This is a genomic window from Promicromonospora kroppenstedtii (assembly GCF_044389675.1).
Taxonomy (GTDB): Bacteria; Actinomycetota; Actinomycetes; order Actinomycetales; family Cellulomonadaceae; genus Promicromonospora; species Promicromonospora kroppenstedtii.
Window position 1 is genome coordinate 61662 of the sequence record NZ_JBIRYI010000001.1, and the last position, 24050, is coordinate 85711.

Sequence of the window (24050 nt, forward strand, 5' to 3'; positions counted from 1 at the left end):
CCGACTTGTTCACGCGCGAATACCTCAGGGCAGGACAAGGGGTTATCCACAGGCATTCTGTTCGTGGGGCGCGGATCGTGGCGGATGCTCTTAAGGTCGGTGCGGCGGCGATCTGCAAGGGCAGTGCCGACGGGGGAGCCGCGAACGCGAGCTCAGGGGGAGGGCTATGTCTGCTGCGGTGGAACGGACCGGAACGCGCCGAGTGGCTGCGGTCGATGCTGGGAACGCAAGCATGGCCGTCCACGGGCGGGACGCGGCACGAGCCGACGGGGTCGCTCTGCTGGAGAGTGAGGTACGTGAACTCGTCCGGCGTCGTGGCGTGGACCCGATGGCAGAACCGGAACGGCTTTCGGAGCTGGTGCGTGAAGTGGCTGCGGACTACGCGGACCGCGCCGCACGCGGTCTTCTCCTCGGGTTGCCCGATATGGAGCGCGTAGTCCAGGAGATTTCGGACGCGGTTGGCGGCTTTGGGCCGCTGCAAACTTATCTTGATGATCCTGAAATAGAGGAGGTCTGGCTCAACGCGCCGACCCACGTCTACGTCGCGCGACGCGGGGTGTCCGAGCTGACGAGCACGGTGCTGACCGAGGAGCAGGTGCGCGACCTCGTGGAGCGCATGCTCAAGACCTCCGGGCGGCGACTCGACCTGTCGAGCCCCTTCGTGGACGCCCGGCTGCCCGGCGGAGAGCGCCTGCACGTCGTGATCCCCGACATCACGCGTTCCGCGTGGGCCGTGAACATCCGCAAGCATGTGGTGCGGGCCCGCTCGCTGGCCGACATGGTGCGGCTCGGGTCGCTCACGGCCCAGGCCGCGGCGTTCCTCGACGCCGCCGTGCGGTCCGGGCTGAACGTGCTCGTCTCGGGCCAGACCCAGGCCGGCAAGACCACGATGCTGAATGCCCTGGCGGGGTCGATCCCCGGGTCCGAGCGCGTCATCTCGGCCGAGGAGGTCTGGGAGCTGCGCCTGCCGGTCCGCGACCACGTGGCGCTGCAGACCCGCCCTGCGAACCTCGAGGGCACGGGCGAGGTGCCGCTGCGACGCCTGGTCAAGGAGGCCCTGCGCATGCGCCCGGACCGGCTGGTCATCGGCGAGGTGCGGGAGGCCGAGGCGTTCGACCTGCTCATCGCCCTGAACAGCGGCGTGCCCGGCATGTGCACGCTGCACGCCAACACCGCGCGCGAGGCGGTCGCGAAGATGACCACCCTCCCGCTGCTCGCGGGCGAGAACGTGTCGGACCGCTTCGTGGTGCCCACCGTCGCCTCCGCGGTGGATCTCGTGGTGCACCTCGGCCTGACCCGGGCGGCGGACGGCGTGGTGCGCCGCCAGGTCCGCGAGATCGTCGCGGTGACCGGACGGGTCGAGGAGGGCCGTATCGAGACGGCCGGGATCTTCGACCGGGACGCCGACGGCGACCTGCGCCGCGGCGACGGCATGCCGCCCGGCGAGGACCGGTTCGAGCGCGCCGGGTTCGATGTCCGGGCGCTGCTCGCCGACCGGTCGATACCTCCGGAGGCGGCGCCTGGAACCGGGTCCCCGCGCGGCTCCGTCGCCGGTCCGTGGGCCGGGGCCGGAGGTGCGGGCGTGGGTGCGCGTGCCGCAGCGAGCCCCTGGGCGACCCGCTGATGGGCGTCGTCGTGGGCCTGCTCCTCGGCGCGGGGCTGTTCAGCGTGTGGTGGTCCTGCTGGACCCCGACGCCGCGCCCCACGGGCCGGGTGACCTGGCAGATGCGCACCCGCGACCTGCTCACCCAGGCCGGTGCGCCCTCCGTGACCCCCGCGATGCTCGTGGGCTCCTGCGTGGCGCTGGGCGTCGTCACCCTGCTCGCGGCGCTTGCCGTGACCAGGTCGCCCGCCATCGCCGTGTGCTTCGCGGCGCTCGCCGCCCCGGGCCCCGTCGTGCTGGTCCGCGCCCGCGCCCGGCACCGCCGCCGGGCGCTGCGGGAGGCGTGGCCCGAGGTGGTGGACCACCTCGCCTCCGGGGTCCGCGCCGGGCTGTCCCTGCCCGAGGCGGTAGCTCAGCTGGCGCACCGCGGCCCCGTCGAGCTGCGCGAGCCGTTCGGCCGCTTCGCCCACGACTACCGGGCCGGTGGCCGGTTCGGCGATGCCCTCGACGCGCTCAAGGAACGCCTCGCCGACCCGGTCGCGGACCGCATCGTCGAAGCCCTGCGCCTGACGCGAGAGGTCGGCGGCCAGGACCTGGGCCGGCTGCTGCGTACCCTCAGCGGCTTCCTCCGGGAGGACGCCGCTACCCGCGGCGAGCTCGAGGCCCGTCAGAGCTGGACCGTCAACGGCGCCCGCGTCGCGGTCGCCGGACCGTGGGTCGTCCTCGCGCTGCTGTCCACCCGGCCCGGGACGGCGGCCGCCTACGACTCGCCCGCGGGGATCACGGTGCTCGTCGGCGGCGGCCTCTGCGCGCTCCTGGCCTACCGGCTGATGCTCCGGATCGGACGACTGCCCGCCGAGCGCCGGGTGCTGCGGTGACGGGCTGGGCCGCGGGGGCGCTCGCGGGCCTCGGTGTGGCGCTCGGCGTGCTGATCGTGCTCTCCCGCCTCCGGGCGCGGGCGGTCAGCCTCGACGAGCGTCTCGCGCCCTACCTGCGACCGCGCGACGCGACCTCGACCCTGCTGCGCGAGGCCAGCCGCACGTCGGCGGTGGTCCGGCTGCTCGGCCTGCACGACGTCGGTGCGCGCCTCGAGCGGTTCGGCGCGCCCCGGGAGGAGATCCGCCGCCGGCTCGACCGGGCCGGCTCCGCCGAGACCGTCGACCACTTCCGCGCCCGTCAGGTCGTGTGGACGGTTGCGGGGCTCGCGGCCGGGCTCGGCCTCGCCCTGCTGCTCGCGGCGACCCGCGGGGCGTCGGCCGTCCCCCTGGTCGCCCTCGTGGTGATCACAGGTGGCTGCGGCTACGTCGCGTGCGACCAGGCCCTCACCCTCCGGGTCCGACGTCGCGAGGAGCGACTCCTCGCCGAGCTGCCGACCATCGCGGAGCTGCTCGCCCTGGCCGTGGCGGCGGGGGAGAGCCCGCCCGCCGCACTCGAACGGGTGGCGTCCACGGCCCGCGGCGAGCTGGCGGGCGAGATCCGCCGCATGGTCGCCGAGGTGCGCGCGGGCGCACCCGTGACGGCCGCCCTCACGGCGCTCGCCGAGCGGTCCGGGCTGCCTCCGTTGTCGCGGTTCGCCGAGGGCGTCGTGGTGGCGCTCGAGCGCGGGACGCCGTTGGCGGACGTGCTGCGCGCCCAGGCCCGCGACGTCCGCGAGGCCGGCCGCCGCGCCCTCCTGGAGGCGGGTGGCCGCAAGGAGATCCTGATGATGGTGCCGGTCGTGTTCCTGGTCCTGCCGGTCACCGTCGTCTTCGCCGTGTTCCCCAGCCTGGCCACGCTCCGGATCGGGCTCTGACCCGACCGGCCGAACGATTCCGTTGACGAAAGGAAGCTCCATGCGCGACGACCGAGAAACCGACACCGACACCGACCATGCCGAGCACGGGACCGAGCGCGGTGACGTGCCGGGTTGGGTGCTCGTGACCTTGATGACGGCTGGCCTCGTGGTGGCGCTCTGGGCCGTCGCCGGCCCCCTGCTCGAGGGCGCGTTCCGTCAGGCGATCAGCAGCGTCACGGGCCAGGGGTGAGCACCGGCCGGCGGGAGCGTGGATCCGCGGCGGTGGAGTTCCTGCTGGTGTCGGTGTTGGTCCTGGCACTCCTGCTCGGGGTGGTCCAGGTGGCGCTCGCCGTCCACGTGCGGTCGCTCGCGACCGACGCGGCAGCCGAGGGCGCCCGCGTGGCGGCGCGCGCGGACCGGACTCCGGCCGACGGTGTCGCCCGCGCCCGAGCCCTCCTGGCCGGTGCCCTGACCGGCGACTACGCCCGCGACGTGACCGCCGGCACCACCACGTTCGACGGTGTGGCGGTCACCGAGGTCACGGTGCGGACGCCGCTGCCCGTGGTCGGGCTGCTCGGTCCCGCCGGCACGATCACGGTGCGCGGCCACGCCCTGGCGGAGCGATGAGCGGGCCGCGCCGGGTCGCACGGCAGGCCTGGCGGGCACGCACCGAGGACACCGCGCGCGAGCAGGGTTCCGCGATGGTCGAGTTCCTCGGCGTCGCGCTGATCCTTCTGATCCCGCTGGTCTACCTCGTGGTCACGCTCGGTCGCGTCCAGGCCGGCGCGTTCGCCGCCGAGGGCGCTGCGACCGGCGCGGTCCGCGCGCTGGTCACGGCCGAGTCCGCGGCGGTCGGCACCAGTCGGGCGGACGCCGCGCTGCGCCTCGCCCTGACCGATCAGGGCTTCGCGCCCGGCGAGGGCAGGCTCACCCTGGAGTGCTCGCAGTCCCCGTGCCTGACGCCGGGCGGCTCCGTGGCTGCGGTCGTCCGCGTCGAGGTACCCCTGCCCCTGCTGCCCGAGGCCGTGCGGGGTTGGGTGCCGTTGTCGGTCCCCGTGGAGGCGGCCCGTACCGGAACGGTCGACGAGTACACGACGGTCCGGTTCTGAGGAGCGGCGGCGGGGCGCGGACGTGACGACGGTCCGCACCCCTGAAGGGGTGCGGACCGCCGTCGTCCTGCACGGCCGGGCGGCCGCGTCCGGGTCAGGGTCAGCCCGGCGGATCGAGCGTCAGGTGGTCGAGCAGGTCGCGGTGGGCAGGGTGGTGCTGCCGTTCTTGTAGAGCGTGATCCCGAACGAGTTCCCGTTCCCGTTCGGCGTGGCGGTCAGGGTCCCGCTGGTGCCGGAGACCGTGGCGTTCCAGGAGTTCTGCAGGCTCTGCGCGCCCTGCAGCTGGACCGAGACGCGCCAGGTGGAGCTCCCCGAGACCGCGAGCGAGACGTTGAATCGGTCGGACCACTCCTCGGCACGGGTGACGGTGACCGTGCAGCCGTCACCGGGCTGCGGGTTCCCCGTCCCGCCCGCGTTCAGGGCGTCCAGCGTGTAGTTGTAGGCGAGCTTCTTGTTGCCGTTGCCGTCGAACAGGAGCGGGGTGTCACCGGACCGCCACGAGTCGGAGTCCCGCACGCCCCACACGCTGATGCCGGTGCAGCGCGACACGGCGAGGCATGCCTGGACGATCCCGCGGTACTGCTCGGCCTGCGAGGTGCCGGAGCCCGCGATGTCGAGCTCGGTGATCTGGACGTCCACGCCCAGGGCCGCGAAGTTGCCGAGGGTGGTGTGATAGTTGCTGGGTACCGGGTTGCCGCTGTTGAAGTGGGCCTGGAAGCCGACACAGTCGATCGGGACGCCGCGGGACTTGAAGTCCCGGACCATGTTGTACACGGCCTGGGTCTTGGCGTGGCTCCAGTTGTCCGTGTTGTAGTCGTTGTAGCAGAGCTTGGCGTTCGGGTCGGCCGCCCGGGCGGCGCGGAACGCCGCCTCGATCCAGTCGTTGCCGGTGCGCTGCAGGTTCGAGTCGCGGCGCGCGCCGGAGGATCCGTCGGCGAACGCCTCGTTCACCACGTCCCAGGAGTGGATCTGGCCGCGGTAGTGGGTGGCCACCTGGGTCACGTGGTTGAGCATCGCGGACCGCAGCGCGGAGCCGCTCATGTTCTGCATCCAGCCCGGTTGCTGCGAGTGCCACGCCAGCGTGTGTCCCCGGACCTGCTTGCCGTTGCTCCGTGCCCAGCTCACGATGCGGTCACCATTGGTGAAGTTGAACTGGTTCTGGTTCGGCTCGGTGGCGTCCAGCTTCATCTCGTTCTCGGCGGTGACCATGTTGAACTCGCGGTTCGCGATGGTGGTGTACGCCGTGTCGGAGAGCTTGTTCGCCGCGATCGCCGTGCCGAAGTACCGGCCCGACTCCGCGGCGGCGGCCTGCAGGGTGCTGCCGGCGGCCTGGGCGGACGTCGCCGCGATGCCTGCGCTGAGCACCAGGGCGGTCAGCGTGGCGAGCGAGACCACTCCGAGTGTGCGCCCGCGGCGCCTTGGGGTGAGCGTTCGGGTCATCGTTGATCCCCTTCGGGTAGGACGTGCCGTCGTTGGCCCGTCGGACGTGGAAAAGGATTTCTATGGCTCCCACCAGGTGTCAAGGGTTTCGCTAAACGTTTTCGAAGATCGGGCGAATCTAAACGATTAGGTCGCCGTGGTGCGCGAACCGGCGGCTCCCGGGGTGGTCCGCACCCCGTCCGCAACCTCGCGGAACGGTTGTCCACACCCTCCCCGGGCCGTGGCCCGTGCCCGGCGACACAATGGGCGGGTGACCCCCGCCGACCACCCCGACGCCTGCCGGCGCGACCCCGAGAGCGGCCGCATCATGCTGCTCACCTCGGCCTTCGTCGCGTTCGCGCTGATGCTCGTCGCGGTCGTCGCCTCGGCGAGCGCCGTGCACCTGGACCGGAAGGCCCTGTACGACGTCGCGGACCTGGCCGCCGCCGACGCCGCGGACGCGATGTCCCCGGACGCGTTCTACACGGGCGGTGCGGTGCGGGCCGAGGGCGCCCCGCTCACGCTGTCGGACGCCGCGGTGCGCGCCGCCGTCGAGCAGTACCTGGCCGAGCACCCGCCGGGGCTGCCCGTTGCGGTGACCGGGGCGTCGTCGCCGGACGGGCGGTCCGCCCGGGTGACGCTCGCGGCCGTGTCCCGGCCGCCGCTGCTGCGCTGGTTCACCGACGCGTTCGGCGGCGGGGTGCCCCTGTCGGCGTCGTCCACGGCTCGCGCCTGGTGAGCGCGGCCGGGGCGCGACCCGCGGCCCGGCTCACCGGGCCGGGTTAGGTTGTGGCCATGAGCGAGCAGAGCACCGGCGAGCAGGGCCCGAACGAGCAGGGCGGCACGCGCCTGGAGCCCCAGCAGATCTTCGACCTCGCCCGACAGGGCGCGGACGTGCTCCTGGACCTCGTGGACGCCGGCCTTCCGGTCGAGCTGGCCGACGAGGCGGACAACACCCTGCTGATGCTCGCCGCCTATCACGGGCACGCCGCCCTGACGGCGGGTCTCGCCGAGCGCGGCGCGGACGTGAACCGGCTCAACGGCAACAACCAGGCGCCGCTCGCGGGGGCAGTGTTCAAGAACGAGGCCGACGTGATCCAGGTGCTGATCGAGCACGGCGCCGACCCGGACGCGGGGACGCCCAGCGCCCGCGCGACCGCGCAGATGTTCGGCCGCGAGCTGCCCGAGCCGGGGGCTCGCTGACCCGGGGCTGAGGGCGGCGCGGGATTTTCCGGCGTCGGGCACCGGGATGCGCGGGTAACCTTGAACATCGTGGCCACCAACGACTTTCCCGCTGAGATCAAGGCGCTTCGCACGACCCTCGAGTCCATCGAGGCCGTGAGCGACCCCACCGCGCTCGAGGCGAAGATCGCCGAGCTGTCGGAGCAGGCGTCGGCGCCCAACCTGTGGGACGACCCGGAGGAGGGCCAGAAGGTCACCTCCGCGCTCTCGGCCGCACAGGCCGAGCTGAGCCGGGTGGAGAAGCTCGCCGCCCGCATCGACGACGTCGAGACCCTCGTGGAGCTCGGCCAGGAGATGGAGGACGCCGACTCGCTGACCGAGGCCGAGGAGGAGGTCGCCAAGATCCGCAAGGACCTCGCCGCCCTCGAGGTCCGCACCCTGCTCAACGGCGAGTACGACTCCCGCGAGGCCGTCGTGACGATCCGCGCCGGCGCCGGTGGCGTGGACGCCGCCGACTTCGCCGAGATGCTGATGCGCATGTACCTGCGCTGGGCCGAGCGGCACGGTTACCCGACCAAGGTCGGCGACACGTCCTACGCCGAGGAGGCGGGCCTCAAGTCCGCGACCTTCGAGGTCAACGTGCCCTACGCGTTCGGCAACCTGTCGGTCGAGGCGGGCACGCACCGCCTGGTGCGTATCTCGCCGTTCGACAACCAGGGCCGCCGGCAGACGTCGTTCGCGGCGGTCGAGGTGATCCCGCTCATCGAGCAGACGGACCACATCGACATCCCGGACTCCGAGCTCAAGATCGATGTGTACCGCTCCTCGGGCCCGGGCGGTCAGTCGGTCAACACGACGGACTCCGCGGTCCGCATGACGCACATCCCCACGGGCGTCGTCGTCGCGATGCAGAACGAGAAGTCGCAGATCCAGAACCGCGCGGCCGCCTACCGCGTGCTCCAGTCGCGCCTGCTGCTGCTCCGCAAGGCGGAGGAGGCCGCGAAGAAGAAGGAGATGGCCGGCGACATCAAGGCCAGCTGGGGCGACCAGATGCGGTCCTACGTGCTGCAGCCGTACCAGATGGTCAAGGACCTGCGCACCGAGCACGAGTCGGGCAACCCGCAGGCCGTGTTCGACGGCGCCATCGACGACTTCATCGAGGCCGGCATCCGCTGGCGCCGCGGCGGCTCCGGGAACTGACATCCCACGCCGGGCAGCCTCCACGAGGCCGCCCGGCGTTCTCGCGGTCTCAGGCGTGCGGCACGATGACCGCGCGTCCGGACAGCTGCCCTGCCTCCAGCTTGCGGTACGCCTCGTCGAACCGGTCGAGGGGGTACCGCTCGACGTCGGGCACGATCTGCCCCGCCCGGTACATCGCGACCACCTCGTAGAGCTCCTCGACGGTGCCCCAGTAGGTGTTGGTGATCTCCGCCTCGTACGGGTTGGTGAAGAAGCTCCACTCGGTCACCCCGCCGGCGATGCCGACGACGGTGAGCCGCCCCTGCTGGGCGAGGCACGCCTGCGCCGTCCTGATCGTGGGTGCGGCGCCCACCAGGTCGAACGCGGCGTCGACGCCGCGCCCGCCGGTGATCTCGCGGATCGCCGCGACCTGGTCCGGTCCGCCGGGCACGGTGACGGCGCCGGCCGCCGCCGCGCGGTCCATCGCGTCCTGCTTCATGTCGGTGGCGATCACGGTGGCGCCGGTCAGCGCGGTCAGGATCTGCACTGCGATCTGCCCCAGCCCGCCGAGGCCCACGACCAGCGCGTACCTGCCGCCGCCGGCCAGCTTGGGCAGCGACAGCTTGATGGCGTGGTACGGAGTGAGGCCGGCGTCGGCCAGGGGAGCGGCCGCCACGGGGTCGGCGTCACCCAGCGGCACGAGGTTGCGGGCGGGGGTGACCATGTACTCCGCCATGCCGCCGTCGCGCCCGATCCCGGTGGCTGCCCACGGCATGGTCGCCGCGTTCTCGCAGTACGTGTCCTGGCCGCGTGAGCAGGCCTTGCAGTGCCCGCACCCGTTGGGCCCGTACACGAGGTACGCGTCACCCTTGGTGAACCCGGTGACCCCTGGACCGAGCTCCTCGATCCAGCCCGATGCCTCGTGGCCCAGCACGAAGGGCGGCGCGGACGCCCCTGGCTGCCCCTCGGCGAACTCCTTGTAGAGCGCGACGTCGGAGTGGCAGGCGCCGGAGCCGGCGATCTTCAGCAGCACCTCGCCCGGGCCGGGGCTCGGCCTGTCCACCTCTCGCAGGCTGGGAAAGGTCTGGAACTTCTCGAACACGACTGCACGCATCAGCTCACGCTCCTGTCGCCGGGGGCCGGTTCCTCCATCAGAACTCATCGGCGCCGGTCCGGCGCGGGATGTCGGTCCGGCGTGGGTGGCCGGTCCGGCGAAATGCCGCGTCCGAGCATTTTGGCCGGATATGGCGAGCAACTCGGCGCGCCGGGGTGAACCCCATCGGCGTGTCTGCCGGACACGCCCGCGGATGTCCGACCTAGTGTCGGGCTCGTGATCAGGTTCGAGAACGTGTCGAAGGTCTATGCGCGCGGCGCACGACCTGCCCTCGACCAGGTCTCCGTGGACGTCGAGCGCGGCGAGTTCGTGTTCCTCGTGGGGGCCTCCGGGTCGGGCAAGTCGACCTTCCTGTCGCTGGTGCTGCGCGAGCAGCGGCCCACCCGAGGCCGCGTCTACGTGGCCGGCCGCGATGTCGCGAACCTCTCGGGGTGGCGCGTGCCCACCCTGCGCCGTCAGCTCGGCGTGGTGTTCCAGGACTTCCGGCTGCTGCAGAACAAGACCGTCCACGAGAACGTGGCGTTCGCCCTGCAGGTGATCGGCAAGCCGCGGCACGTCATCCGCGACACCGTGCCCGAGGTCCTGGAGATGGTGGGCCTGACGGGCAAGGGCAAGCGGATGCCCACCGAGCTCTCGGGCGGCGAGCAGCAGCGCGCCGCGATCGCGCGCGCCATCGTCAACCGGCCGCAGATCCTGCTGGCCGACGAGCCGACGGGGAACCTCGACCCCACCACGTCGCTCGGCATCATGCGGCTGCTGGACCGCATCAACCGGACCGGCACCACGGTGGTCATGGCCACGCACGACGACGAGATCGTCAACGAGATGCGCCGCCGCGTCGTCGAGCTGTCCGACGGCGTCGTGGTGCGCGACGAGGCACGGGGCGGCTACGGCGAGCGGGAGTCGATCCTGCCCGACGTCGGCGCCTCGCCCGTGCTCGACGCCCCCGGCAGCGGCACCCGTGCCCCGGTCCAGACGGTGCGGGGGTCCTGACCGTGCGCTTCCAGTTCGTGCTCGGCGAGGTCTTCAGCGGCCTGCGCCGGAACACCACCATGGTCGTGGCCGTGGTGCTCGTGACGTTCGTGTCGCTGACGTTCGTCGGCGCCGCCGCCCTGCTGCAGGCCCAGATCGGCAAGCTCAAGGACGACTGGTACGACCTCGTCGAGGTCTCCGTCTTCCTCTGCCCCGAGGGCTCGGTGTCGCCCACGTGCGCGACGGGCGAGGCCACCGAGGACCAGATCGACTCCGTCCGCCAGGTCATCGACACCGAGCTGTCGAGCCAGGTCAGCAAGGTCTACTTCGAGTCCAAGCAGCAGGCGTTCGAGGCCTTCAGCGAGCGCTACCCCGACGGCTACCAGGGCACGCAGCTCACCGCCGACGACATGCAGGCCTCGCTGCGGCTCAAGCTGACCGACGCCGAGCAGTTCGCCGTCGTCAGCGACGTGCTCTCCGGGCGCGACGGCGTGGAGATCGTCGAGGACCAGCGGGCCGTCTTCGAGCCGCTGTTCCGCACGCTCAACGTCGCCACGCTGCTCGCGGCCGGGCTGGCCGGCGTCATGCTCCTGGCCGCCGTCCTGCTGATCACCACCACGATCAGGCTCAGCGCCGTCTCCCGCCGCAAGGAGACCGAGATCATGCGCCTGGTGGGCGCGTCCAACCTGTTCATCCAGCTGCCCTTCCTGCTGGAGGGCGCGCTGGCGGCCGTGCTGGGCTCCCTGCTCGCCGGTGGCGGGCTCTGGCTCGCCGTGCGGTTCATGGTCAGCGACTGGCTCGAACGGTCGGTCGACTGGGTCGCCTACGTCTCCGAGGTCGACGTGTTCCGCGTCGCGCCGCTGCTCGTGATCATGGCGGTCGCGCTGGCCGCCCTCTCGTCCTTCTTCACCCTGAACCGGTACACGAGGATCTGATGTCCACTCCCCGAAAGCCCCGCACCAGGGTCCCCGGCCGCGGCGGCATCGCCGCGGCGCTCGCCGTCCTGCTCCTGCTGGGCGGCTCGACCGCCGTCCAGGCCGACGACCTCGACGACCGGCGGGCCGCCGCGGAGCGCCAGCAGGCGGCCAAGGAGAAGGAGCGCGAGAGCCTCGAGGCCGAGCTGGAGCACACGGACTCGCAGCTCGCGGACGCCGTGCTGGAGCTGGACCAGGTCGAGGGCCGGCTCCCGGTCGCGGAGGCCGAGCTCGCGGTGGCCGAGGCCGAGCTGCAGCGGGCCGAACGGGAGGCGGCGATCCTCGCCCAGCGCCTGGCGGACGCCCAGCTCGAGGAGGCGCAGGTCACCCAGCAGCTCCAGGACGGGTCGGGCAAGGTCGACGGCGCCCGCGACGACATCGCGCAGATGGCCCGTGAGGAGTTCCGCGGCGCCGGCAGCACCTCGACCATCGGCCTGGTGACCGGCGCCCAGAGCACCGAGGAGTTCATCGACGGGTACTCGGTGTCGTCGTCGGCCGCCCGGATCCGGGCCCGCACGCTCGCCGAGCTGCAGGACGCCGAGGCGACCGCCCGCAACCTGCAGGCGCGGCTGACGGCGATCCGCGAGGTGGTCACCGAGCTCAAGCGGCTCGCGGACGAGAACGTGCGGTCCAAGGAGCAGGCCAAGCAGGCCGCGGTGGAACGCAAGGCCGAGATCGAGCGCCTGATCCGGGAGCAGGAGCGGCTCAAGGCACGCATCGAGAAGCGCAAGGACGCCGCCCTGGCGAACATGCAGTCCAACGAGCAGGAGCTCAGCTCCATCGAGTCGGACCTGAAGTCGATCATCCGCGACCAGAAGGCGCGGGACCGACGGCTCGCCGAGCGGCAGGCCGAGCAGGGCTCCTCGGGCGGCTCGTCCGGCGGTGGCGGCTCGTCCGGGGGCGGGGGCGGCAAGGGCTCGTCCGGGACCATGTCGTTCCTCAGCTACCCGACGGCCAACCCCCTCATCACCTCGTCGTACGGCATGCGGTTCCACCCGGTGCTGAACTACTCCCGCCTGCACGCCGGCACCGACTTCCGGGCCTACTGCGGCACCCCGATCCTGGCCGCCGCGGACGGCACCGTGCTGTACGCGCGCACCCTGGCCGGGCTGGGCAACCAGGTGCTGATCGACCACGGCTACACCTCGAGCGGCAAGAGCGTGATGTCCAGCTCGAACCACCTCACGTCGTTCGCCGTCTCGGCGGGGCAGCGGGTCTCACGCGGTCAGGTCGTCGGATACTCGGGCACGACGGGCACGTCCACGGCCTGCCACCTGCACTTCGAGCTGTACATCAACGGCTCGACCGTCGACCCCATGACCTGGCTGTAAAAGCCTGGTCCCGTCCGGCCGGGCGCGTAAACTGGGGCGTCGCGCCGCCCGCAGGGGGTAGCACGCGCCCGCAGAACCCGGAGGGAGACCATGGCCAAGAAGAAGGTCGACGATCCGCGCAAGATCGTGGCGAACAACAAGAAGGCCCGTCATGACTACGTGATCGAGGACGTCTTCGAGGCCGGACTGGTGCTCTCGGGAACCGAGGTCAAGGCGCTGCGCATGGGGCGCGCGTCCCTGACTGACGGCTACGCCGCCATCGACCGCGGCGAGGCCTGGCTCGAGAACGTGCACATCCCCGCCTACTTCCAGGGCACGTGGAACAACCACGCGCCCCGGCGCCGGCGCAAGCTGCTGCTGCACCGCGAGGAGATCGCGCGTCTGGAGTCCAAGTCCCGGGAGAAGGGGCACACCCTGATCCCGCTGTCGCTGTACTTCCTGGACGGCCGTGCCAAGGTCGAGATCGCGCTCGCGCGAGGCAAGAAGGAGTACGACAAGCGGCAGACCCTGCGCGAGCAGCAGGACATGCGCGAGGCGCAGCGCGCGATCCGGCACAAGGAGATGCTCGGCTGAAGGCTCGGCCGACGACGAGCAGAGCCTGACCTGGCTGTTGCCGAAATAACGTTCCCGTCCGGGGTGTTGATCACCTAGACTGGACACGTTCCGCACGGGCGCAGCTCGCGCGGGGCACGTTGAAAAATCCATAGGGGCTGATCGGTTTCGACGGTGGTCGTGCTTCGAGGAGAAGCGGGCCGAGGATGCAGGCTTATCTCGTAAACGATGCCTGTAAACCAATAGTTGCCGATAACTCGCGCAACGAGTTCGCCCTCGCCGCCTGAGCGAGCCCGAACTCCGTCGGCCTGGGAGACGCTTCCGTCCCAGTAGCCGGCGTCATCTAGGAAGCCTCTGCTCGTAGCTCTCGTCATCGGGGCTACGGGAACACTTAGATGGCTGGGCCTGTCCGCGAACGTGTCTGCGCGAGCGCGGGGGCCGAGAAAATCCATAGCAGACTGCGCCCGGAGAAGTCCTCGAAAACCGATACCGGACCCGGGTTCGATTCCCGGCAGCTCCACGGATCAGGAGTCCCCGCCTCGTCGAGGCGGGGACTCCTTTGTCTTGTCCGGCTCTCTCGTCCGACGGCGCCCCAGACCTGCCGCTCTCACACCCGGCGCCGCGTCATCGACGACGGCAGCCCGCGCGCGTGCGCCCGCTCCGCGCGCTCCCGGATGCCGAGCAGCATCCGCCGCGTCATGAGCAGCGTGACGGGGTCCAGCAGCTCGCCGACCAGTCCGGACAGGCGTCCCGCGAGCCCGGGGGAGCGCGTCGAGCGGCTGCGGACCAGCAGCCGGCAGCGGTCCGGTCCGTCGTCGGCCAGCACGAACGCCCAGGTCGCGTTCCACGGGTGTTCCGGCGGCCGCTGGCGCAGCACCAGCGCGTGCGGCGGGTCGACGAGCGCGACGCGGAACGCGTACCCCTCGGGCAGGCCCATCGCCCCGGGCGGGGTGGCCCGGACGATGTCGCCCGCGGTGAGGTGCTGCCACTCGCCGTGCAGATCGTCGGTGCTGTGGATGTCCAGGCCGAACAGGTTCTCGAGCCAGTCGTAGCTGTACCAGCCGCCGCGGTCCTGGCCGATCTGTACCAGCCACGGCCAGACCTCCGCGCACGGGGCGCCCACGGTGATGGCGCGCGTGGACGCCAAGTCGGCGGTGAGCAGGTCGTCGCCCGGCAGGCTGCTGCCGATCTCCTCCGGTGTCGCGCCCCAGTTCCGGAGCCGGGCGCGCGTGGCGATGGCGCCCGCCACCGTCGCGGTGATGGCGGTGGCCGTGACCCAGGCCCGCCGGTGCCCCGGCCACCGGCCCCCGGCGCTCCGGTCGACGACGGGAGTGTCGGTGCTGTCGTGGTCCATGCCCCACCACACCACGGCCGCCGTTCGGCACCCAGGGCCGAACGTCCCGATGCGAGCGGGTTTCGTCCCGGACCGCGTGGACCTCCGTGGCAGACTGGCAGCGGCGCGGACACCGGGGTCCGTGAGCCGGAGCGGAAGGGCACCACATGGCCGACTACGCGGACGTCCACCGGCGCAGCCTCAGCGACCCCGAGGGTTTCTGGGGCGAGCAGGCAGCTCTCGTCTCGTGGTTCCACAAGCCCACCCGCGTGCTCGACGCCGACAGCCCGCCGTTCTTCCGCTGGTTCTCCGACGGCCGGCTGAACACCTGCTACAACGCGCTCGACCGGCACGTGATCGCGGGCCGCGGTGACCAGACGGCGCTGATCTACGACAGCCCGGTCACCGGCACCACCGAGTCGTTCACCTACGCCACGCTGCTGCAGGACGTCGCGGCGTTCGCCGGCGCCCTGCGCGACCTCGGCGTCGGGCAGGGCGACCGTGTGGTGATCTACATGCCGATGGTGCCCGAGGCGGTCGTCGCGATGCTGGCCTGCGCGCGCCTGGGCGCGGTGCACTCCGTGGTGTTCGGCGGGTTCGCGGCGAACGAGCTGGCCGTGCGGATCGACGACGCCCAGCCCAGGGTCGTCGTGTCCGCCTCGTGCGGCATCGAGCCGAGCCGCGTCGTGGAGTACAAGCCGCTGCTGGACCGCGCGCTGGAGCTGGCCGACCACGAGCCGGCGTCGTGCGTCGTGCTCCAGCGGCCGCAGGCCGAGGCGACGCTCGTCGAGGGCCGCGACCTGGACTGGGCCACCGCGATGCGTGCCGGGCGCACCAACCCCGCCCCGTGTGCCGAGGTCGCGGCCACGGACCCGCTCTACATCCTGTACACGTCGGGCACCACGGGCAGGCCCAAGGGCATCCTGCGCGACAACGGCGGTCACGCCGTGGCCCTGGCCTGGTCCATGCGGAACATCTACGACATCGAGGCCGGCCAGGTGTGGTGGACGGCGTCCGACGTCGGCTGGGTCGTCGGGCACTCCTACATCGTCTACGGGCCGCTGATCGCGGGCGCCACCACGGTGCTCTACGAGGGCAAGCCGGTCGGCACGCCCGACGCCGGTGCGTTCTGGCGCGTGGTCGCCGACCACCGGGTCGAGGCCCTGTTCACCGCGCCGACCGCCATCCGCGCCATCAAGAAGGAGGACCCCGAGGGCATCCTCGTGGCCGCCCACGACACCACCTCGCTGCGGCACCTGTTCCTCGCGGGGGAGCGGCTCGACCCCGGCACCTACGAGTGGGCCGGCCGGATCCTCGGCGTGCCCGTCGTGGACCACTGGTGGCAGACCGAGACCGGGTGGGCCGTGGTCGCCAACCTGCGCGGGCTCGACCCGATGCCCACGCGGCCGGGGTCGCCCTCGGTGCCCGTGCCGGGCTTCGACGTGCAGGTGCTGCTGCCCGACGGCTCGGTCGCCGGACCGAACCAGGAGGGCAGCCTCGCCCTGCGCCTGCCGCTGCCGCCCGGCACGCTGCAGACCCTGTGGCACGACGACGCCAGGTACGTGTCGTCCTACCTCGCCGCGTTCGACGGCTACTACCTGTCCGGCGACGGCGGTTACGTGGACGACGACGGCTACGTCTACGTGATGGGGCGCACCGACGACGTCATCAACGTGGCCGGGCACCGCCTGTCGACCGGAGCGATCGAGGGAGTCCTGGCCGGTCATCCCGCCGTCGCCGAGTGCGCCGTCATCGGGGCCGCCGACGCGCTCAAGGGCCAGGTGCCGCGCGGGCTCGTGGTGCTCAAGGCCGGGGTGGACCCCACGGGCGTCGCGGCCGAGCTCGTCGCCGCCGTGCGCGACCAGATCGGCCCCGTCGCCGCGTTCAAGGACGTCGAGATCGTCGCCGGCCTGCCGAAGACCCGCTCGGGCAAGATCCTGCGGCGCACCATGCGGCAGCTGGCCGACGGCGAGCACCCCACGGTCCCGTCGACGATCGAGGACCCGTCGGTGCTGACGGCGCTGGAACCGATCCTTCGCCGCGAGTGATCGCCGCCCGCCGGGCGGGCACTCGAACGTAGGGATAGTCGGCTCATGAGGGCGCAGAGAGCGACGGAGTCTACGTTCGTCGCGTCCCGCCTCGGGTGAACGGAGCGTCGCGCTAGGGTGTCCGGCGTGCACCAGCCCGGAGGTCCTGGCCTTGTCCCCCTGCCTGCGTCGACGCAGGCGCCGGGCGGTTCGGTGCTGCTCACCGACGGCGCGCGCGTCGCGGCCGACCCCGTCCTGCGCCCCGCCGCGCGCTGGTGGCGCCGGGTCACCGAGGAGGCGTACGGCATCGACCTGGTGCCGGTGGCCGACGGGCCCGCCGACGTCGTCCTCGCGCTCGCGGCCGACCTGCCCACCGGGGGCTACCGGATCGAGGTGCGCGAGGCGCCGTCGGGCACCGGTACGACGCAAGGAACCGCCACGGTCCGGGTCGAGGCCGCCGACCTCGCCGGTGCCCACGCCGCGGTGCAGACCCTGCGCCAGCTCGCCGGCCCGTCGGCGTTCCGCCGCGCGACCGCGGCCTACCGGACCGCCGGCACACTGCCGGCCCTGCCGGCGGTGCGCATCGAGGACCACCCCCGGTTCGACTGGCGCGGGGTGCTGCTCGACGTCGCCCGGCACTTCCTGCCCAAGCACGACGTGTTGCGCTTCGTCGACCTGGCCGCCGCCCACCGGCTCAACGTGCTCCAGCTCCACCTCACCGACGACCAGGGCTGGCGGGTGCAGATCGACCGCTACCCGGAGCTGACGCGCACCGGCGCATGGCGCCGGGAGTCCACCGTCGGCACCTGGCGGACCGGCGCCAAGGACGGCCGGCCGCACGGCGGCTTCTACACGCAGGACGACCTGCGCGAGATCGTCGCCTACGCCCGCGACCGCGGGATCACCGTGGTGCCCGAGATCGACGTGCCCGGTCACGTCGAGGCCGCCGTCGCCGCCTACCCCGAGCTCGGCACGCGCAAGGACCGCAGCGGGGTGCGCACCACCTGGGGCATCAGCCAGGACGTGCTCGACCCGTCCGAGGGTTCGCTCGCGTTCTTCCGGCACGTGCTGGACGAGGTGCTGGACGTCTTCGACGCGCCCTGGATCGGCCTCGGCGGCGACGAGGTGCCGCCGACCCTCTGGCGCGAGTCGCCGCAGATCGTCGAGCGCGCCCGGGCGCTGGGGCTGTACGGGGCCGACGGCTCGGTCGACGTCGGGCGGCTGCACGGCTGGTTCATCGCCCGGCTCGCCGAGCACGTGTCCGACGTCGGCCGCCGCGCCGTCGTCTGGGACGAGGCCGTCTCGCCCATGCTGCCGCGCGACGTGATCGTCACCTCCTGGCGCGGGTACGCCCAGGGCGCGGCGGCGCTCGCGGCGGGGCACGACGTGGTGATGGCGCCCGAGCAGGCCGTCTACCTCGACCACCGCGCGGGCGACCACCCGGCAGAGCCCATCCCGGTCGGCTTCCTGCGCACCGTCGAGGACGTCTACTCGTTCGACCCGCTCCCACCCGGACTCGTCGAGTCGCTACCGCTGGACGAGCCTTCGTCGTCGCCGGTCGGGCTGGTCGCCCCCACGCGGGGAAGGCTTCTGGGCGCCCAGGCCCAGGTGTGGACCGAGCACCTCGACAGCGCCCGGCGGGTCGACTACGCGACCTACCCGCGGCTGGCCGCGTTCGCGGAGGTCGCGTGGTCCCCGCAGGCGAGCCGGGAGCCGGGCTCCGAGCGGTCCAGGGAGTTCCTGGAACGCCTGGCCCGGCACCACCTGCCGCGGCTCGACGCGTACGGCGTCGAGTACCGGCCGCTCGCCGGCCCGCACCCCTGGCAGACCCGCCCCGGGGTGCAGGGCTACCCGCGCGACCTGGCGGCGGAGACCGCCGTCGGCGGCTGGGCCGGGCTCGGCGGCTGGCGGGAGGATGGCGGCGTCGAGAACCTGCCTGAGCGGACGCCGGCGAGCGACACGTGACCGGCACGGTCCTGGTGCGCGGCGCCCGGCTGCCGCAGCCCGACGGGTCCCTTTCGGGACGGGTGGACCTGCACGTCGCACGCGGCCGCATCGCCGCGATCACCCGGGCGGGCGATCCCGGCCCGGCGACCGCCGGCCCGGACACCGCCGCGCCCGGCACCGGCACGCCCGGCTCAGCCGTCCTCGAGGCGCACGGCCGCCTCGCCCTGCCCGGGTTCGTGGACGCGCACACCCACGCCGAGGCCGCCGTCTTCCGCCCAGACGTGCAGCTGGCGCTGCTCCGCCAGGGCATCACCACCGTCGTCGCGGGGCAGGACGGCGTGTCCTTCGCGCCGTCCGACCGCGCCACCTACGACTGGGCGAGCACGTACTTCGCCGCGATCGACGGGGACCACCCCGTGTTCGCGGGCGGCTCCGTGGGCGACCTCCTGACGACCTACCACCGCACGGTCCCGGTGAACGTCGCCTACCTCGCGCCGCACGGCACGCTGCGCTACCGGGTGCTCGGCGCGGCACAGCGCCCGGCGACGGACACGGAGATCGCCGCGATGGTCGCCCTTCTCGAACAGGCCCTGGACGACGGCGCCTGCGGCTTCTCGACCGGCCTGGAGTACGTGCCCGCCGCCTACGCCGACGAGCGCGAGCTGGTCGCGCTCGCCCGGGTCGCAGCCGCCCGCGGGCTGCCGCACGTGAGCCACATGCGCGGGTACGAGGACCGGGGCGTCGAGGGGCTGGCGGAGCTGCTGCGCGTCGCGCGCGCGTCCGGCGTCGCGACGCACGTCTCTCACCTGCACGGCCCCGCCCAGGAGCTGCTGGGGCAGATCGAGGCGGCCCGTGCCGGGGGCCACGACCTGACCTACGACTCCTACCCCTACCTGCGCGGCTGCTCCATCCTGTCCATGGTCTCCCTGCCCACCTGGCTGCCGCTCGCGGACCCCGCCGCGACCGTCGCAGCCCTGCGCGACCCCGCCCGCGCCGGGCGCCTGGCCGAGCACTTCGCCGGCCTGACGGACCTCTGGCCGCGCATCACGTTCGCGTCCGTGCCCGGCCTGGAGTGGGCCGAGGGCATGACCCTGCCCGACGTCGCCGCGCGGCTCGGGCGATCGGCCCCCGACACCGTGGTCGAGATCCTGACGGCCACCGCGCTGCGCGCGAGCTGCGTGTTCGCGCAGCCGCCCACCAACTCGCCCGAGTCGGTGCGCACACTGGCGGGGCACGAGGCGCACCTCGCCGGCTCGGACTCGATCTACCTGGGCGGGCAGCCGCATCCCCGCGGTTGGGGTACCTTCGCGCGGTTCCTCGACGACCACGTGCGGCGCGGCTCCTGGACGTGGTGGGACGCGGCCCAGCACCTGTCGGGCCGGGCTGCCCGGCGGTTCCGCCTCGCCGGCCGCGGGGAGCTCGCGCCCGGGGCAGTCGCCGACCTCGTGCTCGTGGACCCCGGCGCCGTCCGGGACGAGGCCACGTACGAGCGCCCGCGCACCCCCGCCGTCGGCATCGAGGACGTGCTGGTGGGCGGCGGGCCCGTGCTCGCGGGCGGAGAGCTCACGGGCGCGACGCCGGGCCGCGGGCTGCGCCCCGCCGTCGTCTGACCTGCGGCAGTTCGTCTGCCCCACCCCCTTCGAGGCCTAAGTTTCTTCGCTTTCGAGCGCTGGAAAGCGAAGAAACTTAGGCCTCGAAGGCGACCGCAGACAGGCCCGCGCACCGGACCGGTTCGTCGGTAGCCCGAACCGCACGGCAGGATGGGGTCGTGCTGCGCATCGACGACCCCCGGTTCTCCTGGCCCCTGCTGACGCTCGACGAGCCGGCACTGGACCACAACATCGCGACCGTCGCGGGCGTCTTCGCGGCAGCGGGCGTGGAACACGCGCCGCACGTCAAGACGCACATGTCCCGCCAGATCTGGGAGCGGCAGGTCGCCGCCGGCGCCTGGGGCGCCACCGTCGCGACCCCCGCCCAGCTCCGGACTGCCCTCGGCTGGGGCGTCCCCGGCGCCGGACGCCGCGCCTTCCTCGCCAACGAGCTCGTGGACCCCCGCGAGATCGCGTGGCTCCGCACCGCCCTGACCGACGGCACCGCCGACGAGGTCTGGGTCTACGTCGACTCCGACCGCGGCGTCGGCCTGCTCGCCGACGGGCTCGCGGGGGCCGCCCCCGAGGTCACCGCGCGGCTGGGTGTGCTCGTCGAGCTCGGCGTGCCCGCGGGCCGCACCGGCCTGCGCTCCGTGCCCGACGCCGTGGCGCTCGCCGGCCGGGTGCACGACGCCGGGCTGCGGCTTGTCGGCGTCGCCGGGTACGAGGGCCCGGTCGCCGGCGGCACCAGCGCCGAGGAGCTGGCCGCCGTCGGGCAGTGGTGCGACGGGCTGCGCGAGGCGGGTGCGCTGGTCGCGGGCCTCGTCGACGGCCCCGTCGTGCTCAGCGCCGGCGGCAGCGCGTTCGCCGACGTCGTGGCCCGGCGCCTGGGCGAGCCGCTCCAGGCCGCCGCGGACGACGGCGTCACCGCGGCTCTGCCGACCCGCGTCGTGCTGCGCTCCGGCGCCTACGTGACCCACGACCACGGCCACTACCTGCGCACCGATCCGTGGACCCGGCTGGGCGCGGAGCCGCTGCGCCCCGCGATCACGGTCTGGGCGTCGGTGCTGTCCGCACCGGAGCCCGGGCTGGTCATCTGCGGCATGGGCCGGCGCGATGTCTCGTTCGACATCGACCTGCCGACGCCGCTCGTCGTGCGCCCGGCCGACGCCGACGGCCGGCTGGGGGAGGCCCGCGAGCTGACCGGCGTCGCCGTGACCGCGCTCAACGACCAGCACGCCTACCTGTCCCTGGACGGCGCGGCGGAGGGCCTGGCGGACGGCGCGCTCCGTCCCGGCGACGTCGTCGGGTTCGGCATCTCGCACCCGTGCACCACGCTCGACAAGTACCGCACGGCCCTGGTGACCCGCGGCGACGAGGTCGCCGAGCAGGTCACGCTGAGCTTCTGACCCATCACCGAGATACCCGCAAGGAGAACGACATGACCGCGAAGACCGCCATCTCGACCCCGGACGCCCCGGCGCCCGCGCACACCTTCCACCAGGGCGTGCGCAAGGGGCCGTTCGTGCAGGTCTCGGGGCAGGGCCCCATGGACCCGGCGACGAACCAGTACGTCCACGAGGGCGACGTCGCCGCCCAGACCACCCGCACGCTGGAGAACGTCCGGGCGATCGTCGAGGCCGCCGGCGCGACGTTCGACGACGTCGTCATGCTGCGCGTGTACCTGACCAAGCGCGAGGACTTCGGGATCATGAACGAGGCCTACGGCGAGTTCGTGACCAAGCACTGCCCGGGCGGCGTGCTCCCGAGCCGGACCACGGTGTTCACAGGGCTGCCCCGCGAGGAGATGCTCGTGGAGATCGACGCGCTCGCGATCACCGACTGACCCGCGGGCCCGGCCGGTGTCGCACCGGCCGGGCTTGACCCCGACGCGACGTCATAGTTCTCACTGGGGTCATGAGGCTGACTCCCGTCGCGTACCTGGCGTCCTACCTGCTCTCCCTGCTGGGCAACTCGATAGCCGGCGTGGCGCTCCCGCTGATCGTCCTGCAGACCACCGGGAGCGCCCTGGGGACCGGTGCGGTGGCCGCGGCCACCGCGCTTCCCGCGGTGCTCGCCGGCCTGGTCATGGGCGTGGTGATCGACCGGATCAACCGCCGGACGTCGTCCGTGGTCACGGACCTCGTCTCGGCGGCCTCCGTCGCGGCGCTGCCCGTGGTCGACATGGTCTCCGGGCTCGACCTCGGCTGGTTCATCCTGTTCGGCATCATCGGGTCGTTCGGCGACGTGCCCGGGATGACCGCTCGTGAGGCTCTGCTGCCGGCGATCGTGCGGCACGGCGGGGTCAGCGCGGAGCGCCTCATGGGCGTCCGGGAGGGGCTCGGCGCGATCGCGCTGCTGCTCGGGCCCGCGGCGGCCGGGACGCTGATGGTGCTCTTCGACGGGTCCGCCGTCCTGTGGATCACGGCGGCGACCTCGCTCCTGGCCGCGCTGCTCACGCTCCTCGTCCCGCACCGGGTCGGGGACGTCTCGACCGGTGCCGCCGGGACCGGAGCGGTCGCCGGCGGCAACGGCTGGTCGCAGCTCCGCGACGGCTGGCGGGTGCTGTTCAGCAGCCCGTTCCTGGTCGCGACCACCGCGCTCACCGTGGTCTCCGCGATGGTGCTGGGGCCGTTGCAGGCCCTTGTGCTGCCGGTCTGGTTCACGCGGGTGGAGCAGCCCGGGATGCTCGGGTTCGTGCTCACCGCTCTCGCCGCCGGGCTCCTCGCCGGCGCCGCGTCGTACGCCGTGGCCGGCACGCGCGGACGTCGTCGGACCTGGTTCCTCGCGGGGCTCGTGGGGACAGGACTCGGGTTCGGCATCATCGCCACGCTGTCCTCGGTGTGGGTGGTCCTCGCCGGCGCCTTCGTGGTCGGGCTCTCCAGCGGCCTGTTCGGCAGCCTGATGGGCGTGCTCATGATCGAGCGCATCCCCGAGCACATGCGTGGCCGGGTCATGGGCACCCAGAACTCGATCATGATCGCGGCGCCGACCGTCGGCCTGATGGCTGCCGCGGTCGTCACCGAGTACATCGGCGTCGGTACCGCGGCGGTGGCGCTGGCCGGCGTGTGGCTGGTCGCCATGGCCGTGGGCCTGTTCGCGCGGTCGCTGCGTAACCTGGAGCCGTCCGCGGACCCGACGACCCAGGAGGCGATGGTGACCACCGGTGCATAGCGGCGAGCTGGCCCGCCTCGCCGGCGTGACGGTCCGGACGCTGCGCCACTACCACCAGGTGGGTCTGCTCGACGAGCCGGAGCGGCGCTCCAACGGCTATCGCGACTACGGCGTGCAGAGCCTCGTGCGGGTCCTGCGGATCAAACGGCTGGCGGCCCTCGGCATACCGCTCGACCGCATGCCCGCCCTGCTCGACGACTCCGCCGGCCCCGACGCCGACCCGCGAAAGCTTCTGGACGAGCTCGACCTGGAGCTGGCCGAGCAGATGGACCGGCTCGCCGCCCAGCGCGCGCTGATCGCGCGGCTTCGAGAGCACTCCGTGGCCCCCGACCTCCCGCCGGAGCTGGCCCCGTTCTTCGCGGTGTTCGCCACCGCCGATCTCTCGCCGGAGCTCGTGCGGGCGGACCGCGACCAGTCCGTGCTCCTCGCCCACCTCGTCGGCGACGACGCGATGCCGTTCCTCGAGCGCTTCTACGAACGGCTGGCCCGGCCGGAGATGGTCCCGGCCGTCACCGAGATCGCCGAACGGTTCGCCCGGCTCGGTCCGGGCAGCACCGACGAGGAGTCAGCGGCCCTGGCGGAGAAGTTCGTGCTGACGTTCCGGCCGGTGCTCACGGAGCTCGTCGCTGCCGGCGAGCACATCGACCTCAGCGGGTCCGCGGAGCTGGTCGGCGAGTACACGTCCGGACAGCTCAACGAGCAGCAGCTGCGGATGATCGAGCGGCTGGAGGGGAGGTTCGAGCTGCCGGGGGAGCCCGGCCTGACGTAACG

The 24050-nt window shown here is 72.9% G+C and carries 23 protein-coding genes and 1 other RNA gene; 21 read left to right on the forward strand and 3 right to left on the reverse strand.

The window, feature by feature from the left end:
- Positions 1-232 precede the first annotated feature (232 nt).
- Genes ACH47X_RS00250 through ACH47X_RS00275 form a run of 6 tightly spaced genes read left to right on the forward strand, consistent with a single transcriptional unit; the run spans position 233 to position 4486 of the window.
- Positions 233-1624, forward strand: coding sequence for a CpaF family protein (locus ACH47X_RS00250; protein ID WP_397400308.1), 1392 nt, complete (start codon positions 233-235; stop codon positions 1622-1624).
- The gene (locus ACH47X_RS00255; RefSeq protein WP_397400310.1) at positions 1624-2481 is read left to right on the forward strand and encodes a type II secretion system F family protein; all 858 of its coding nucleotides are present in this window, start codon (positions 1624-1626) and stop codon (positions 2479-2481) included. Before ACH47X_RS00250 ends, ACH47X_RS00255 begins: the two co-directional genes overlap by 1 nt.
- Positions 2478-3395, forward strand: coding sequence for a type II secretion system F family protein (locus ACH47X_RS00260; RefSeq protein WP_397400312.1), 918 nt, complete (start codon positions 2478-2480; stop codon positions 3393-3395). The genes ACH47X_RS00255 and ACH47X_RS00260 overlap by 4 nt, the downstream gene beginning before the upstream one ends.
- Positions 3396-3435: 40 nt before the next feature.
- Complete coding sequence (locus ACH47X_RS00265; protein ID WP_397400314.1) at positions 3436-3627, forward strand: hypothetical protein; 192 nt, start codon at positions 3436-3438, stop codon at positions 3625-3627.
- 32 nt (positions 3628-3659) lie between these two features.
- A complete protein-coding gene (locus tag ACH47X_RS00270) occupies positions 3660-4004 on the forward strand; it encodes a TadE/TadG family type IV pilus assembly protein (protein WP_397400316.1) in 345 nt (114 codons plus the stop codon).
- A complete protein-coding gene (locus ACH47X_RS00275; protein ID WP_397400318.1) occupies positions 4001-4486 on the forward strand; it encodes a pilus assembly protein in 486 nt (161 codons plus the stop codon). Before ACH47X_RS00270 ends, ACH47X_RS00275 begins: the two co-directional genes overlap by 4 nt.
- A gap of 120 nt (positions 4487-4606) precedes the next feature.
- Here the strand turns inward: ACH47X_RS00275 and ACH47X_RS00280 are convergent, their stop codons facing one another.
- Positions 4607-5926, reverse strand: a complete 1320-nt coding sequence (locus tag ACH47X_RS00280; protein WP_397400320.1) for an endo-1,4-beta-xylanase — start codon at positions 5924-5926, stop codon at positions 4607-4609.
- A 250-nt stretch (positions 5927-6176) separates the two neighbouring features.
- Between ACH47X_RS00280 and ACH47X_RS00285 the strand changes: the two genes are divergently transcribed.
- The 3 genes from ACH47X_RS00285 to prfB all read left to right on the forward strand — a co-directional run bounded on the left by ACH47X_RS00285 (position 6177) and on the right by prfB (position 8287).
- The gene (locus ACH47X_RS00285; protein WP_397400322.1) at positions 6177-6644 is read left to right on the forward strand and encodes a hypothetical protein; all 468 of its coding nucleotides are present in this window, start codon (positions 6177-6179) and stop codon (positions 6642-6644) included.
- Between the two features lie 50 nt (positions 6645-6694).
- Positions 6695-7108, forward strand: coding sequence for an ankyrin repeat domain-containing protein (locus tag ACH47X_RS00290; protein ID WP_397400324.1), 414 nt, complete (start codon positions 6695-6697; stop codon positions 7106-7108).
- Between the two features lie 69 nt (positions 7109-7177).
- Positions 7178-8287 carry a peptide chain release factor 2 gene (gene prfB, locus ACH47X_RS00295; RefSeq protein ID WP_397400326.1) on the forward strand — a complete coding sequence of 370 codons (1110 nt, stop codon included), beginning with the start codon at positions 7178-7180 and terminating at the stop codon, positions 8285-8287.
- A gap of 49 nt (positions 8288-8336) precedes the next feature.
- Here the strand turns inward: prfB and ACH47X_RS00300 are convergent, their stop codons facing one another.
- Positions 8337-9380 carry an NAD(P)-dependent alcohol dehydrogenase gene (locus tag ACH47X_RS00300; protein WP_397400328.1) on the reverse strand — a complete coding sequence of 348 codons (1044 nt, stop codon included), beginning with the start codon at positions 9378-9380 and terminating at the stop codon, positions 8337-8339.
- Between the two features lie 216 nt (positions 9381-9596).
- On the opposite strand from ACH47X_RS00300, the gene ftsE reads away from it, so the two are divergent.
- The 5 genes from ftsE to ssrA all read left to right on the forward strand — a co-directional run bounded on the left by ftsE (position 9597) and on the right by ssrA (position 13732).
- Positions 9597-10373: a cell division ATP-binding protein FtsE gene (ftsE, locus tag ACH47X_RS00305; RefSeq protein ID WP_020013302.1), complete on the forward strand. Its 777-nt coding sequence runs from the start codon at positions 9597-9599 to the stop codon at positions 10371-10373.
- Between the two features lie 2 nt (positions 10374-10375).
- A complete protein-coding gene (gene ftsX, locus ACH47X_RS00310) occupies positions 10376-11287 on the forward strand; it encodes a permease-like cell division protein FtsX (protein WP_020013301.1) in 912 nt (303 codons plus the stop codon).
- Positions 11287-12657 (forward strand): peptidoglycan DD-metalloendopeptidase family protein, encoded by a 1371-nt coding sequence (locus ACH47X_RS00315; RefSeq protein ID WP_397400331.1) that lies wholly within the window; start codon positions 11287-11289, stop codon positions 12655-12657. Before ftsX ends, ACH47X_RS00315 begins: the two co-directional genes overlap by 1 nt.
- A 90-nt stretch (positions 12658-12747) precedes the next feature.
- Positions 12748-13230: an SsrA-binding protein SmpB gene (smpB, locus tag ACH47X_RS00320; RefSeq protein ID WP_020013299.1), complete on the forward strand. Its 483-nt coding sequence runs from the start codon at positions 12748-12750 to the stop codon at positions 13228-13230.
- Between the two features lie 133 nt (positions 13231-13363).
- Positions 13364-13732: a transfer-messenger RNA gene (gene ssrA / locus ACH47X_RS00325) on the forward strand.
- An 84-nt stretch (positions 13733-13816) separates the two neighbouring features.
- Here ssrA and ACH47X_RS00330 read toward each other — a convergent pair.
- Complete coding sequence (locus ACH47X_RS00330) at positions 13817-14563, reverse strand: SRPBCC family protein (RefSeq protein WP_397400333.1); 747 nt, start codon at positions 14561-14563, stop codon at positions 13817-13819.
- A gap of 146 nt (positions 14564-14709) precedes the next feature.
- Between ACH47X_RS00330 and ACH47X_RS00335 the strand changes: the two genes are divergently transcribed.
- The 7 genes from ACH47X_RS00335 to ACH47X_RS00365 all read left to right on the forward strand — a co-directional run bounded on the left by ACH47X_RS00335 (position 14710) and on the right by ACH47X_RS00365 (position 24048).
- Entirely contained in the window at positions 14710-16590 is a 1881-nt protein-coding gene (locus ACH47X_RS00335; protein ID WP_397400335.1) for an acetate--CoA ligase, read from the forward strand.
- 126 nt (positions 16591-16716) lie between these two features.
- Positions 16717-18534: a beta-N-acetylhexosaminidase gene (locus tag ACH47X_RS00340; protein ID WP_397400337.1), complete on the forward strand. Its 1818-nt coding sequence runs from the start codon at positions 16717-16719 to the stop codon at positions 18532-18534.
- Complete coding sequence (locus ACH47X_RS00345; RefSeq protein ID WP_397400339.1) at positions 18531-20126, forward strand: amidohydrolase family protein; 1596 nt, start codon at positions 18531-18533, stop codon at positions 20124-20126. The genes ACH47X_RS00340 and ACH47X_RS00345 overlap by 4 nt, the downstream gene beginning before the upstream one ends.
- Before the next feature lie 158 nt (positions 20127-20284).
- A complete protein-coding gene (locus tag ACH47X_RS00350) occupies positions 20285-21514 on the forward strand; it encodes an alanine racemase (protein ID WP_397400341.1) in 1230 nt (409 codons plus the stop codon).
- Between the two features lie 32 nt (positions 21515-21546).
- Positions 21547-21951 carry a RidA family protein gene (locus ACH47X_RS00355; protein WP_020013293.1) on the forward strand — a complete coding sequence of 135 codons (405 nt, stop codon included), beginning with the start codon at positions 21547-21549 and terminating at the stop codon, positions 21949-21951.
- A 71-nt stretch (positions 21952-22022) separates the two neighbouring features.
- Complete coding sequence (locus ACH47X_RS00360; RefSeq protein WP_397400344.1) at positions 22023-23279, forward strand: MFS transporter; 1257 nt, start codon at positions 22023-22025, stop codon at positions 23277-23279.
- Positions 23272-24048 carry a MerR family transcriptional regulator gene (locus ACH47X_RS00365; RefSeq protein WP_397400346.1) on the forward strand — a complete coding sequence of 259 codons (777 nt, stop codon included), beginning with the start codon at positions 23272-23274 and terminating at the stop codon, positions 24046-24048. The genes ACH47X_RS00360 and ACH47X_RS00365 overlap by 8 nt, the downstream gene beginning before the upstream one ends.
- Positions 24049-24050 lie beyond the last annotated feature (2 nt).

Coding starts and splice junctions, on each gene's coding strand:
- ACH47X_RS00335 (WP_397400335.1), top strand. CDS start 14,710: ATGGCCGACTACGCGGACGTCCACCGGCGCAGCCTCAGCGACCCCGAG.
- ACH47X_RS00250 (WP_397400308.1), top strand. CDS start 233: ATGGCCGTCCACGGGCGGGACGCGGCACGAGCCGACGGGGTCGCTCTG.
- ACH47X_RS00275 (WP_397400318.1), top strand. CDS start 4,001: ATGAGCGGGCCGCGCCGGGTCGCACGGCAGGCCTGGCGGGCACGCACC.
- ACH47X_RS00255 (WP_397400310.1), top strand. CDS start 1,624: ATGGGCGTCGTCGTGGGCCTGCTCCTCGGCGCGGGGCTGTTCAGCGTG.
- ACH47X_RS00300 (WP_397400328.1), bottom strand. CDS start 9,380: ATGCGTGCAGTCGTGTTCGAGAAGTTCCAGACCTTTCCCAGCCTGCGA.
- ACH47X_RS00330 (WP_397400333.1), bottom strand. CDS start 14,563: ATGGACCACGACAGCACCGACACTCCCGTCGTCGACCGGAGCGCCGGG.
- ACH47X_RS00315 (WP_397400331.1), top strand. CDS start 11,287: ATGTCCACTCCCCGAAAGCCCCGCACCAGGGTCCCCGGCCGCGGCGGC.
- ACH47X_RS00355 (WP_020013293.1), top strand. CDS start 21,547: ATGACCGCGAAGACCGCCATCTCGACCCCGGACGCCCCGGCGCCCGCG.
- smpB (WP_020013299.1), top strand. CDS start 12,748: ATGGCCAAGAAGAAGGTCGACGATCCGCGCAAGATCGTGGCGAACAAC.
- ACH47X_RS00265 (WP_397400314.1), top strand. CDS start 3,436: ATGCGCGACGACCGAGAAACCGACACCGACACCGACCATGCCGAGCAC.
- ACH47X_RS00280 (WP_397400320.1), bottom strand. CDS start 5,926: ATGACCCGAACGCTCACCCCAAGGCGCCGCGGGCGCACACTCGGAGTG.
- ACH47X_RS00360 (WP_397400344.1), top strand. CDS start 22,023: ATGAGGCTGACTCCCGTCGCGTACCTGGCGTCCTACCTGCTCTCCCTG.